The organism is Geomonas propionica, from assembly GCF_016458235.1.
Taxonomy (GTDB): Bacteria; Desulfobacterota; Desulfuromonadia; order Geobacterales; family Geobacteraceae; genus Geomonas; species Geomonas propionica.
In genome coordinates this window covers 147,881-160,223 of record NZ_JAEMHK010000012.1, presented here as the reverse complement: position 1 = coordinate 160,223, position 12,343 = coordinate 147,881, and the positions used below count along the sequence as shown (strand labels likewise).

The following is a 12,343-nucleotide window of genomic DNA, read 5'->3' as shown; positions in this document are numbered from 1 at the left end:
AATAGGACTGCAACTTCTTTAACGCTTTTAGAGAATTTGCCCCTCGCCGCCTGCTTTGATCCAGCCGCTGTCGGTCCGGCGCAGCACCGTGTGCACCTTCAACGGTACCCGCGAACTCCTCGGGTCGAGCTCGTGGTAGAGCGGCAGGTTGAAATAGATGAGCCTGGTCCCGGTGCCAAACCTGAGCCGGCAGACCGGCGCGCCGCCGAAGTCGTCGCTGGCGAACTCCCGCTCCTGGACCGGCGACATCTTGTGGCGCGCGCTGATGGCCACGGAGGAGACCCCGTAGCACCCCTGGCAGCGCACCCCTTCGATCTCGCTCTCGTCGGAGCAGTTGCCGAACACGGTCACCGTCTCGCGCACCCCCGGGGTGTCCTCAAGGTGCTCGCCGTAGAAGCCGGTTAGCACGTCCCGGTAGGCGCTGTGCTCCGGCTTTGGGTTGCACTGGATCACAAAGAGGGCGTCCAGCGACTGCCTCATGGTGAAGAACAGCCGGTTGGAGTGGTCGATGATCTGCTTGATGTTGGAGGAGTAGAGGTCCCGGTAGAGGTAATCAAGGCAGATGATCGTCATGAAGTTGAAGCAGGCCGGCTCGCCCCTGAACAGGTAGAAATGGCGCCCGCGGTACAGGTCGTGGTCCTTGTCCAGGAACTCCTCGCCGCGGAAGGGGTGTGTCTTCGCTTCCAGGAAGACCCGCAGGCGTCCGCTGCTTTCCTTGATGGCGATGCAGCACCAGTTGACCGGCATGCCGAGGATGTCGCCCGAGTCGATGTCGCGCTCCACGCAGTCCAGCGCTTCGGCGTTGTCATCCTGGAAGCGGGTCAAAAGGGCCCGGTACTGCTCCAGACGGATCTGTTCCATGCCGAACATGGTGACCGTGTTGGGGCGGAAGTGCTCCGTGATCATGTCGAGCAGGTCGTCGAAGCGGGAGACCGGGACCGAGGTCTCCGGGAACATCAGGAAGTGCAGCCGCTTCAGGTTTCCGGCGCCGTCGGCCACCAGGTCGAGAACGCTGCGCACCATGTGCCACTGCTCCTCCGGGTTGACCAGGGAGAACAGGTGGTCGCGGCGCTGCAGCCGGTTCGGGATCTGGGCGATGAGACAGTGCAGGTGATGACCCAGAGGGAAATCGAGCTGGACGTGTTTCTCGACGATCTTGACCATGGGCAGGGACCCCAAATTGACAATGCACAATTGACAATGAACAGCGGACTGCAAATCAAAGCTCAATATTCAACGCAAAGACGCGGAGGCGCTAAGACACCAGGAAAAACCCAATAACAAATTGGATGGTTTTTCCCCTTTGCGCCTTCGCGTCTTTGCGTTAACAAAATGCTTTTAAAGCCTGCAACGCAACAAGCTCAAACGCCGGGACGTTGTATCAGTCACGGCTTGTAAAGATCTTACTAAGGATAAAGCGTGCGCCGGCGGGGATCTTGTAGCTCTCCAACTCGTCCGGCTCGACCCAGCGGGCCTCGGCGACTTCGTCCTTGTTGTGGTTCACATCGCAGTAAAGCGGCGTGCAGCGGTAGTAGATGATGATGAAGTGGTAGTTGTCCTCGCCCGGCGTCACGTGCTCAAAGACGTCGATGAGGTTGCCAACTTCCACCTCGAGGCCCACCTCTTCCCAGACCTCGCGCTTGAGCGCCGCCACGATCGGTTCGCCGAGATCGATCTTCCCCCCAGGCATCACCCATTCCCCCTGGAAGGGAGGAATGTTCCGCTTGGTGAGGAGCACCCGGCCATCGGTGTCGATGATAACGGCGACCACGGAAGTGACTATGTGGCTGGCCTTGAAATCGTTTTGCTCCATATAAGCGGATAGGGGCACGAAAGCCTCGTGCCCCTATGACCCTCCTTTACTGCCAGCTCAACTACTTGTTCTTGTTGGCCATCATCAGGGAACGGATCCTGAGCCGCAGCGAGTTCAGCTTGATGAAGCCCTCGGCGTCCGCCTGGTTGTAGACCTGGTCCTTCTCGAAGGTCGCGAAGTCGAGGTTGAACAGGGAGTCGCTCTCGGACTTGCGGCCCACGGTGCGCACGTGCCCTTTGTAGAGCTTGAGGCGCGCCACGCCGTTCACGGTCTTCTGGGACTCGTCGATCATGCACTGCATCATCTCGCGCTCCGGAGCGAACCAGTAGCCGTTGTAGATCATCTCCGCGTAGCGCGGGATCAGGGAGTCGCGCAGGTGCATGACTTCGCGGTCCATGGTGATCTGCTCGACCGCCATGTGGGCCTCGCGCAGGATGGTGCCGCCCGGGGTCTCGTAGACGCCGCGGGACTTCATGCCGACCGAGCGGTTCTCGAGGAGGTCGACGCGGCCGATGCCGTGCTCGCCGCCGATGGTGTTCAGGTGCGCCAAAAGCTGAGCCGGGGTCATGCGCACGCCGTCGACGGCGACCGCGTTACCCTTCTCGAACTCGATCTCGATGTACTGCGGCTTGTTGGGCGCCTTTTCCGGGGACTTGGTCAGCACGAACATGTTCTCGGGCGGCTCGAGCCAGGTATCCTCCAGGATGCCCCCTTCGAAGGAGATGTGCAGCAGGTTGCGGTCGGAAGACCACGGGCGCTTCTTGGTGATCGGGATCGGGATGTCGTTGCGCTTGGCGTAGTTGATCAGCGCCTGGCGGGAATTCAGCTTCCACTCCCTCCACGGGGCGACCACGGTGATGGCCGGGTTGAAGTGGTAGTAGGCCAGCTCGAAGCGGACCTGGTCGTTGCCCTTGCCGGTGGCGCCGTGGGAGACGGCGTCGCAGCCCTCGATCTTGGCGATTTCCATCTGGCGCTTGGCGATCAGCGGGCGCGCGATGGAGGTGCCCAGCAGGTAGGAGCCCTCGTAGATCGCGTTGGCGCGGAACATCGGGTACACGAAGTCGCGCACGAACTCTTCGCGCAGGTCGTCGATGTACACCTTGTCGGCGCCAGTCTTGAATGCCTTCTCGCGCACCGGCTCGAGCTCGTCGCCCTGGCCCAGGTCTGCGGAGAACGTCACCACCTCACAGCCGTACTCATTTTTGAGCCACTTGAGGATGATGGAGGTGTCAAGCCCGCCCGAATAGGCGAGGACGATCTTTTTCACTTCTTTTTTTGCCATGGGTTCTCCTTTGGTCGTTGATCGCTCAGGCCGCCCGTTGCTGGGCGACCGATCGGATTATTTCATCAATGTGGCCATGATGGCCTTCTGCACGTGCAGGCGGTTTTCGGCTTCGTCCCAGACGGCGGAGTGGGGACCTTCGATGACCTCGTCGCTGATCTCCTCGCCGCGGTGCGCCGGCAGGCAATGCAGCACCATGGCGTTACCTTTGGCGAGATCGAGCAGTTCTTCGTTCAGCTGGTACCCGGCGAAGGCCTTCTCGCGGATCTTCTGCTCCTCTTCCTGACCCATGCTGGCCCAGACGTCGGTGTTCAAGACGTCGGCGTCCTTGGCCGCTTCTTTCGGGTCGCGGGTGATCACGATCTTGGAGGAGCCGTTCGCCTTGGCCCATGCCAGCACTTGCTGGTTCGGGTCATACCCTTCCGGGCAGGCGAGGGTCAGGTCGAAGCCGAAGATGGCGGCGGCCTCGATCCAGGAGTTGGCCATGTTGTTGCCGTCGCCGATCCAGGCGAACTTGAGCCCGTCGTAGCTCCCCCTGTGCTCGATCACGGTGAACACGTCGGCCATGATCTGGCAGGGGTGGTGCAGGTCGGTGAGCCCGTTGATGACCGGGATGGAGGCATACTTGGCGAATTCCTCAACGGTCTCCTGGGCGAAGGTGCGGATCATGACGCCGTCGCAGTAGCGGGCCATGACGCGGGCGGTGTCCTTGATCGGCTCGCCGCGGCCCATCTGGGAGTCCTTGCTGGAGATGAAGAGCGGGTGCCCCCCCAGCTGGTACATGCCGACCTCGAATGAGATCCTGGTGCGGGTCGAGGATTTCTCGAAGATCATGGCCAGCGACTTGCCCTTGAGGAGGTGGTGCTCCTCGCGGTTCTTGGTCTTCGCTTTCAGGTCCTTGCACAGGGCAAACATGGCGTCCAGTTCAGCCTTGGTGAACTGGCTCAGTGCCAGGAAGTCTTTTTTCATATTTGCTGGTTCTCGCTTCTAAGGTTGATAGCCGGCAATGCGGCGGAAAAAACTACAGTTCGGCCAAAATCTGAGTCAAGGTGGCGATCATCTCGTCCACCTCCTTCTTCCCGACGATGAGCGGCGGGACGAAGCGGAGCACCTTCTCCTGGGCGCAGTTCAACAAGAGCCCGCGGGAGAGGGCGGTCTTGACGATGTCGCCGCCGGGGATGGCAAGTTCCACGCCGATCATGAGGCCGATGCCGCGCACATCGATGATCACGCTTGGGAACCTCTTGCCCAGGGCCTCCAACTCGCCCATCAGGTATTCGCCGATCTCCTCGGTGTGGTTCAGGATCCCTTCCTCCTGGATGGCGCGCAAGGTGGCCACCGCCGCGGCGGTCACCAGCGGGTTGCCGCCAAAGGTGGAGCCGTGGGTGCCCGGGGTAAAGGATTCCGCCAGCTTGTCGGTGGCGAGCATGGTCCCGATCGGGGCTCCGCCGGCGAGCGCCTTGGCGAGGGTCATGATGTCCGGTGTGATGCCGAAGTGTTCGTGGGCGAACATCTTGCCGGTGCGCCCCATCCCTACCTGGACCTCGTCAAAGATCAGGATCAGGTTGTTCTCGTCGCAGATCTTGCGCACTTCCTGGAAATAGGATGCGTCCGGAACCACCACGCCCCCCTCGCCCTGTATCGGTTCCAGCATCACGGCGCAAGTGCCGGGGCCGATGGCCTCCCTGAGCGCCTGGGCGTCGTTGAAGGGGATGTGGCGGAAGCCGTGCAGGAGCGGATCGAAGAACTTCTGCACCTTCTCCTGGCCGGTGGCCGAGACTGTGGCCATGGTGCGGCCGTGGAACGAGGAGATGGCGGTGATGATCTCGTAGCGCTCCTTCCCGAACGTCTCGCGACTGTACTTCCTGGCCAGCTTGATGGCGGCCTCGTTCGCCTCGGCGCCCGAGTTGCAGAAGAAGGCCTTGTTGGCGAAGGAGAGGTTGCACAGGAGTTCAGCCAGCTCGATCTGGGTCGGGATGTGGTAGTAGTTCGAGCAGTGGATCAGTTCCGCCGCCTGCTTGGCGAGCGCCGCAGTGACTTTCGGGTGGCAGTGCCCCAGGTTGTTGACCGCGACCCCGGCCAGGAAGTCGAGGTAGCGTTTGCCGTCGGCGTCCCAGAGGTAGCACCCCTCGCCCTTAACCGGGACCAGCGGGTACCGCCCGTACGTCTTCATGATGTATTTGTCGCCCTTTTCTATCCAGGCAGATGAATTCATTTAAAACCTCCCGAAGCCGTTCTATGTTCTACGTTCTAGGTTCGACGTTAAGACCAAAACCGGAACAGAATGGCAGTCACTGAATCTGATGTTCCAATACCTCCACCGCCGGCGCCATGGCGCCGTTAACGTAGAACATAGAACATAGAACGGCAGTTAAGACCGTTACGCCTGTATCTCCGTCCCTATTCCCACGTTGGTGAAGATCTCTAAAAGGATGGCGTGCTCGATCCGGCCGTCCACGATGTGCGCTTTCTTCACGCCCGCGGCGAGCGCGTCGGTGCAGCAGGTCACTTTCGGGATCATGCCGCCGGTGACGGTGCCGTTGTCGATCAACTCGGGGACGTCGGCGAGCGGGATGCTGGAAAGAAGCTCCCCTTGCTTGTCCTTGACGCCGGAGACGTCGGTCAACAGGATCAGCTTCTCCGCGCCCAGCGCCGCGGCAACCTTGCCGGCCACCACGTCCGCGTTGATGTTGTAGCTCTGCCCGTCACGCCCGACACCCACCGGTGCGATCACCGGGATAAAACCACCCTTTTCCAATGCCTGCAGAATGGCGGGGTTCACTTCGACGACGTCGCCCACGAAGCCGATGTCGACCATCTCGACCCCGCCGTCCTCTCGTCGGATTTCCTGGAGCAGTTTCTCGCAGAGCAAAAGGCTGCCGTCCTTGCCGGAAAGACCGGCGGCGCGGCCGCCATGCTGGTTGATGAGGCCGACCACCTCGCGGTTCACCTGGCCGGTCAGCACCATCTCGACCACGCCCATGGTTTCCGCGTCGGTGACACGCATCCCTTTGACGAACTCTGACACTATGCCGTAGCGCTTCAGTGTCTCGTTGATCTGGGGACCGCCACCGTGCACTACCACGGTATTGATGCCGATGTATTTGAGGAGGATGATATCAAGGGCAAAAGACTTTCTCAGTTTCTCTTCTGCCATGGCGTGCCCGCCGTACTTGATGACGATGGTCTTCCCAGAGAAACGCCTGATATAGGGAAGAGCCTCCATGAGAGTGCTCGCCTTCTCTATGAGATGCTGCATGAGTGCCTCTTCTAGCGTTAATTAGTGCACAGAAAGACGTTAATATAGCAGATAGGGGGAAATAATCAACTTCAAACAGGGGGAAGCGCCAGCCTTTTCAGGGGCTTTGGCTGGCTTTGCTGGGGAGGGTGATGACGACGCGGGTGCCGACGTTTTCTTCGCTCTCGATGCTGACGGTGCCGCCGTGCATCCGGATGAACTCGCGCACGTAGAACAGGCCGAGTCCGAAACCGCGCACTTGGCCGGTATGCTCGGCGTCGACCTGGTAGAACTTCTCGAACAGCTTGGGAAGCTGCTCGGTGGGGATGCCGATGCCGTTGTCCTGGACGGTGATCTCGCACTGGTTCTCGAGGTTTCTCAGCGTGACGCAGACCACCCCGGTTTCCTTGGAGAACTTGATGGCGTTGTTGATCACCTGGCGCACGGCGAAGCTCACCTTGTCGCGGTCCAGCATCAGCTCCGGCACCGTGTCCTGCGTGATGTGCACGGTGACGCCGGATCGGTCCGAAACTACCTGGGCCTCCTGCAGCAGTCTCGGCAGCAGCAGGTTGAGGGTGCAGGGCTCCAGGTGCAGCCCGGCGCCGCTGTCCATGACCGAGGAGAAGGTGAGCAGGTCGGTGACCAGGTTGCCGAGGTAGCACGCCTCGTTGTAGATCAGCTTGATATGTTCCTTGGCTCCGTCGTCGGACGGATCGATGACGCCGGAAGCGAGGTTCTGGAGAAAGAGCGATATGGAGGTGATGGGGGTGCGGAACTTGTGGGAGACCAGCGACAGGAACACGGTCTTGAAACGGTCCAGGTTCCTGAGGTTGGCGATCTCTTCCTTGAGGGCCTTTTTCACCAGCGCCTTGCTGATGGCGCTCTTTAACTGCAGCAGGTTGAGCGGCTTGGTGATGAAGTCGTCCGCGTCGGCCTTCAGGGCCTTGAGGATCAGGTCCTTATCGGCGAAGCCGGTCATGATGATAACCACCATGGTCGGCTCGCGCTCTTTCAGTTTTTTCAGGAGCTCAATGCCGTCCATCCGAGGCATCATGACGTCGGTGAGGATGACGTCGATGCCGCCGCGCAGGAAGATCTCGTACGCCTCCTGCCCGTCCCCCGCCTCCACGATGTGGTAGTCGTTGAGCACCCGCTTGCACAGGTCGCGGATCACCCCTTCGTCATCGACGATGAGGATGGTTTTCTTGTCCCGATCCTGCAGGAGGTCCTGGGTGTGCTGGGCGGTCAGTTCGAGCATAGGCATGTCCCGGTTGTGCTGAAATATCTGCCTGTTGCAAGTTGTGCGCTACTTTTCCCCCTCCCTGACCCTCCCCTTTGGGAGAGAAGCGGGGGGCTGGCTCCGCCAGGTGCCTGTCCCCTTTTTGCTCGGGAAGAACACATGGCGCTCAAGAACTGAGGGGGACAGAACTGAGGGGGACAGGCACCTGGCGGAGCCAGTCCCCGGCACTACTACCCTACGATCCTGTACACGGCCTCGAGCGCCTCGGCGAGGTTCTCCGGCTTGGTGCCGCCGGCCTGCGCCAGCTCCGGCTTGCCGCCGCCGTTGCCGCCCACGATGGGAGCGATTGCCTTGATGATGTCGCCCGCCTTCCAGCGCGAGGTGAGGTCGGAGGTGACCGCCACCAACAGGTTCGCCTTGGCGGCGTCGCCCGCGCCCAGCACGATGATGCCGGAACCGATGCGCTCCTTCAGGGTGTCGGAGAGTTCGCGCAGCCCCTTGGCGTCGCCGTCTACCTTTACAGCCAGGATCTTGACGCCGTTTTGCTCGCGCACCTGCTGGATCAGGTCGGCGGACTTGGACGCGTTCAGCTTCGCCTGCAGCGCGTCGAATTCCTTCTGCAGCTCGCGCTGGCCGGCCAGGAGCTTCTCCACGCGGTCCAGCGCGCTGACCCCTTCCGCTTTCAACAGGGTCGCGATGCTTCTCTGTTCGTCTTCCATCTGGTGCACCACGGCCAGGGCGCCGTGCCCGGTCTGGGCTTCGATGCGCCTCACGCCGGCGGCGATGCCCGCCTCGGAGATGATCTTGAAGAAGCCGATCTCGCCGGCGCCGTGCACGTGGGTGCCGCCGCACAGTTCGGAGGAGACTTCGCCCACGCGCACCACGCGCACCACGTCGCCGTACTTCTCGCCGAAGAGGGCAGTGGCGCCGGCGGCCATGGCCTCGGCGGCCGGCATCTCGCGGGCGTCGACGGAGTCGTTGGCCATGATGTGGCCGTTGACCAGGATCTCGACCCTGCGGATCTCCTCGGCGGTCATCGGGCTGAAGTGGGTGAAGTCGAAGCGCAGACGGTCCGGGGTTACCAGCGAGCCGGCCTGCTTGACGTGATCGCCCAGCACCTCGCGCAGCGCCGCCTGCAAGAGGTGGGTCGCGGTGTGGTTTCTCGCGGTGGCGGAGCGGTTCGCCGAGGCGACCTTCAGGTCCACGGCCTCGCCGTTACGGATGTTGCCGGATACCACCTTGCCGCGGTGCACGATCAGGTCGGTGAAGGGGCGGCTGGTGCTCTCCACTTCGACGTGGGCCGAACCGGTGGAGATGGTGCCGGTGTCGCCCGCCTGGCCGCCGGATTCGCCGTAGAAAGGGGTCTTGGCGGTGATGATTTCGACCTCGTCGCCGGCGTTGGCCTCTTCGATCAGGACGCCTCCCTTGACGATGGCGCTCACGGTGGAGTAGGCGGTCTGCTCGGCGTAGCCCACGAAGTCGCTGGTGATGCCGGCGCCGTGCAGTTCCTTGTATATGGCGGCAAGCCCCTGCTCGCCGGAGCCTTTCCAATTCTCCCTGGCTTTAACGCGCTGCTTCTCCATGCACAGGGCGAAGCCGTCCTCGTCCAGGGTAAGCCCTTCCGCCTCGACGATGTCGGCGGTGAGGTCGACCGGGAAGCCGAAGGTGTCGTAAAGCTTGAAGATCACTTCGCCCGAGAGGACCTTGTCCCCCTTGGCCTTCAGTGCCGCGGTCTCCTCGTTCAGGATGGCGAGGCCGCGGTCGAGGGTCTCTATGAAACGCTCTTCCTCCGCCTTGATCACCTTCTTCACGTAGTGCTCGCGCTCGAGCAGTTCCGGGTAGGCGTCGCCCATCATCATGTTGACTGCATCGACCACGCGGTAGAGCATCGGCTCGGACACGCCCAGCATCTTGGCGTGGCGGGCGGCGCGGCGCATGATGCGGCGGAGCACATAGCCGCGCCCCTCGTTGGAGGGGAGCACGCCGTCGCAGATCAGGAAGGTGGTGGCGCGGGAGTGGTCGGCGATGACGCGCATGGAGACGTCGTCCTTCTCGTCGGCGCGGTACTTCTTGCCGCAGATCCCCTCGATGTGGCGGATGATCCCCTGGATCAGGTCGGTGTCGTAGTTGGAGGTGACCCCCTGCATGACGGCGGAGATGCGCTCCAGGCCCATACCGGTGTCGACCGACGGTTTTGGGAGCGGCGTCAGGGTGCCGTCCTTGTCGCGGTTGAACTGCATGAAGACGTTGTTCCAGATCTCCATGTAGCGGTCGCAGTCGCAGCCGACGGCGCAGTCCGGCGAGCCGCAGCCGGTGCCGGGGCCGTTATCCCAGAAGATCTCGGAGCAGGGACCGCAGGGGCCGGTGTCGCCCATGGACCAGAAGTTGTCCTTCTCGCCGAAGCGGTAGATGCGCTCGCGCGGCACACCTTCCTGGGTGTGCCAGATGTCGGCTGCCTCATCGTCGTCGTTGTAGACCGTGACGTAGAGGCGGTCCTTGGAGAGGCCGAGTTCCACGGTAAGTAATTCCCAGGCGAAGGCGATCGCTTCTTTCTTGAAGTAGTCGCCGAAGGAGAAGTTGCCCAGCATTTCGAAGAAGGTGTGGTGCCGCGCGGTGCGCCCGACGTTCTCGAGGTCGTTGTGCTTGCCGCCGGCGCGGACGCATTTCTGGGAGGAAACGGCGCGGTTGTAATCGCGCTTCTCAAGACCAAGGAACACGTCCTTGAACTGGTTCATGCCTGCATTGGTGAACAGCAGGGTGGGGTCGTTCTTCGGGATGAGGTTCGAGCTCTCCACCAGGGTGTGACCCTTTTTCTGAAAGAAGTTGAAGAACTGCGCCCGGATCTCTTTGCCTGTCATAAAAAAACCTCAGTAAATGGAATATCTAAACCTTGTAACGGTTATGCGCAATCATGCACTGTAGTGACTGGGTTCCACGAAGAGCAACACCTGAACCAGCGTTCCCCCTTTTCGCAAAGGGGGGACAGGGGGGATTTAGCCGAGGAACCCGCAGCATCCTAAGTTGCGACGGAGTCAAATCCCCCTCTGATTGTGGCCGGTGGCCAGGCTGAAAGGGAGCGTGCCGCTAGAGGGACAGGCACCTAACGGAGCCAATCCCTTCTGCTACTACCCCTCCGCCCGCCCTTAGTCCTCGTGCGCCTTCAACTCCCTAAAGATGGCGCCTAGCGAGAACCCCTTTCTCTGCAGGTACCCGACGATGCGCCGCTTCTCCTTGTCGGAAGCCGTGGCGGCGTCGAAGCCGGGGTAGCGGCGCTCCATCAACTGCGCCAGCAGATCCTGCTCGCTGTATTCCTGGGCCAACTCGTCCAGCACCTGGCTCACGATGGAACCGGCCACGCCGCGGCGGGCGAGTTCCAACTTCAACCGCGGTCCGACCCCCCTGCCGTTTCTCAGCGCGGAAGAGGCGAAACTGCGGGCGAAGCGCAGGTCGTCGAGGTAGCCAAGCTCCTTCATGCGGGCGACGCTTGCCTCGATCTCCCCCTCTTCATACCCTTTGCCGGAAAGCTTCTTCCGAAGTTCCCCTTCGGAGTGGTCGCGCAGGGTGAGCACCCGCAGGCAGCACTCCAGGGCCGTTCCGCGCGGCACCTAGTACTTCTCGATGACCAGGTCTCCGCCTTCGGCTTCCTTGGCCGGTGCTCCCGTTTCATCGGTGAAGCTGTCCCAGCTGGAGTCCGAGGTGGAGGAAATGCCGGAGATTTTGAGGGCGAAGTCGTCGGGATTGCTGGACTGGCGCATGGCCTCATCGTAGGTGATCAGTTTCCTGCTCAAAAGCTGCATAAGCGACTGGTCGAAGGTCTGCATGCCGTAGGTGGTGTGCCCCTGGGCAATCGCGTCCGGGATCTGCTTGGTCTTTTCCTTGTCGTCGATGCAGTCCCTGATGCGGGCGGTACCGATCATGACCTCGACGGCCGGGACTCGTCCCTTGCCGTCGATGCGCGGCACCAGGCGCTGCGAGATGACGCCCCTCAGGATGCCGGCGAGTTGCATCCTCACCTGGCGCTGGTGGAAAGGGGGGAACACCGAGATGACCCTGTTCACCGTCTCGGCGGCATCCAGGGTGTGCAGGGTGGAGAGCACCAGGTGACCGGTCTCGGCGGCGGTCAGCGCGGTTTCGATGGTCTCGTAGTCGCGCATCTCGCCGACCAGGATGACGTCCGGATCCTGGCGCAGGGCCGAGGTGAGCGCCTTACCGAAGGTGAGCGTATCGAAGCCCACCTCGCGCTGGCTGATCAGGCTCTTCTTGTCCTTGTGCAGGTACTCGACCGGGTCCTCGATGGTGATGATGTTGCAGGTCCGGTGCTCGTTGATGTAGTCGATGATGGAGGCGAGCGTCGTGGACTTGCCGGAACCTGTGGTGCCGGTGACCAGGAGCAGGCCGCGCTGCTCCAGCGCCAGCTTTTTCAGGACCGGCGGCAGGTTCAGTGCCTCCAGGGTCGGGATGGCGATGGGGATGGCACGCAGCACCATGGCCACCGTCCCGCGCTGGGCGAAGGCGTTGACGCGGAAGCGCCCGAGACCGGGGACACCGTAGGAGAGGTCAACCTCGTAGTTCTCATCGAAAACCCGCCTCTGGCGGTCGTTCATGATGGAGAAGGCCATGTTGCGGACCGTGTCGCTGGAGAGTCGGTCCGCGTTGGGAATAGCGCGCAGGGAGCCGTCAATCCTGACGATGGGGGGGAGCCCCGCCTTCAGGTGGATATCCGACCCCTTCGCCTTCATGGCTACGGCGAGGATCTCGTTGAGTTGCATG

General features: G+C 61.9%; 10 protein-coding genes. All 10 read right to left on the bottom strand.

Annotation, left to right across the window (positions count from 1 at the left end; translation table 11 throughout):
* Window positions 1-27: 27 nt before the first annotated feature.
* A complete protein-coding gene (locus JFN90_RS15955; protein WP_199396118.1) occupies window positions 28-1,164 on the bottom strand; it encodes a hypothetical protein in 1,137 nt (378 codons plus the stop codon).
* A 217-nt stretch (window positions 1,165-1,381) separates the two neighbouring features.
* Window positions 1,382-1,813: an NUDIX domain-containing protein gene (locus tag JFN90_RS15950; protein ID WP_199396152.1), complete on the bottom strand. Its 432-nt coding sequence runs from the start codon at window positions 1,811-1,813 to the stop codon at window positions 1,382-1,384.
* 61 nt (window positions 1,814-1,874) lie between these two features.
* A complete protein-coding gene (locus tag JFN90_RS15945) occupies window positions 1,875-3,095 on the bottom strand; it encodes an argininosuccinate synthase (RefSeq protein WP_199396117.1) in 1,221 nt (406 codons plus the stop codon).
* A 57-nt stretch (window positions 3,096-3,152) separates the two neighbouring features.
* The gene (gene argF, locus JFN90_RS15940) at window positions 3,153-4,064 is read right to left on the bottom strand and encodes an ornithine carbamoyltransferase (RefSeq protein ID WP_199396116.1); all 912 of its coding nucleotides are present in this window, start codon (window positions 4,062-4,064) and stop codon (window positions 3,153-3,155) included.
* Window positions 4,065-4,116: 52 nt separating this feature from the next.
* Window positions 4,117-5,310 (bottom strand): acetylornithine transaminase, encoded by a 1,194-nt coding sequence (locus JFN90_RS15935; RefSeq protein WP_199396115.1) that lies wholly within the window; start codon window positions 5,308-5,310, stop codon window positions 4,117-4,119.
* 165 nt (window positions 5,311-5,475) lie between these two features.
* Entirely contained in the window at window positions 5,476-6,354 is an 879-nt protein-coding gene (gene argB / locus JFN90_RS15930; RefSeq protein ID WP_199396114.1) for an acetylglutamate kinase, read from the bottom strand.
* 97 nt (window positions 6,355-6,451) lie between these two features.
* Window positions 6,452-7,591 (bottom strand): hybrid sensor histidine kinase/response regulator, encoded by a 1,140-nt coding sequence (locus JFN90_RS15925; RefSeq protein ID WP_199396113.1) that lies wholly within the window; start codon window positions 7,589-7,591, stop codon window positions 6,452-6,454.
* Between the two features lie 212 nt (window positions 7,592-7,803).
* Window positions 7,804-10,431 (bottom strand): alanine--tRNA ligase, encoded by a 2,628-nt coding sequence (alaS, locus tag JFN90_RS15920; RefSeq protein WP_199396112.1) that lies wholly within the window; start codon window positions 10,429-10,431, stop codon window positions 7,804-7,806.
* A 285-nt stretch (window positions 10,432-10,716) separates the two neighbouring features.
* Window positions 10,717-11,178, bottom strand: coding sequence for a regulatory protein RecX (locus JFN90_RS15915; protein WP_199396111.1), 462 nt, complete (start codon window positions 11,176-11,178; stop codon window positions 10,717-10,719).
* Window positions 11,179-12,342, bottom strand: coding sequence for a type IV pilus twitching motility protein PilT (locus JFN90_RS15910; protein WP_199396110.1), 1,164 nt, complete (start codon window positions 12,340-12,342; stop codon window positions 11,179-11,181).
* Window position 12,343: the final 1 nt, after the last annotated feature.

Excerpts from the sequence above, each read along its gene's own strand:
- alaS (WP_199396112.1), bottom strand. The coding sequence starts at position 10,431 with ATGACAGGCAAAGAGATCCGGGCGCAGTTCTTCAACTTCTTTCAGAAA.
- JFN90_RS15945 (WP_199396117.1), bottom strand. The coding sequence starts at position 3,095 with ATGGCAAAAAAAGAAGTGAAAAAGATCGTCCTCGCCTATTCGGGCGGG.
- JFN90_RS15955 (WP_199396118.1), bottom strand. The coding sequence starts at position 1,164 with ATGGTCAAGATCGTCGAGAAACACGTCCAGCTCGATTTCCCTCTGGGT.
- JFN90_RS15910 (WP_199396110.1), bottom strand. The coding sequence starts at position 12,342 with ATGCAACTCAACGAGATCCTCGCCGTAGCCATGAAGGCGAAGGGGTCG.
- argB (WP_199396114.1), bottom strand. The coding sequence starts at position 6,354 with ATGCAGCATCTCATAGAGAAGGCGAGCACTCTCATGGAGGCTCTTCCC.
- JFN90_RS15950 (WP_199396152.1), bottom strand. The coding sequence starts at position 1,813 with ATGGAGCAAAACGATTTCAAGGCCAGCCACATAGTCACTTCCGTGGTC.
- JFN90_RS15925 (WP_199396113.1), bottom strand. The coding sequence starts at position 7,591 with ATGCTCGAACTGACCGCCCAGCACACCCAGGACCTCCTGCAGGATCGG.
- JFN90_RS15935 (WP_199396115.1), bottom strand. The coding sequence starts at position 5,310 with ATGAATTCATCTGCCTGGATAGAAAAGGGCGACAAATACATCATGAAG.
- argF (WP_199396116.1), bottom strand. The coding sequence starts at position 4,064 with ATGAAAAAAGACTTCCTGGCACTGAGCCAGTTCACCAAGGCTGAACTG.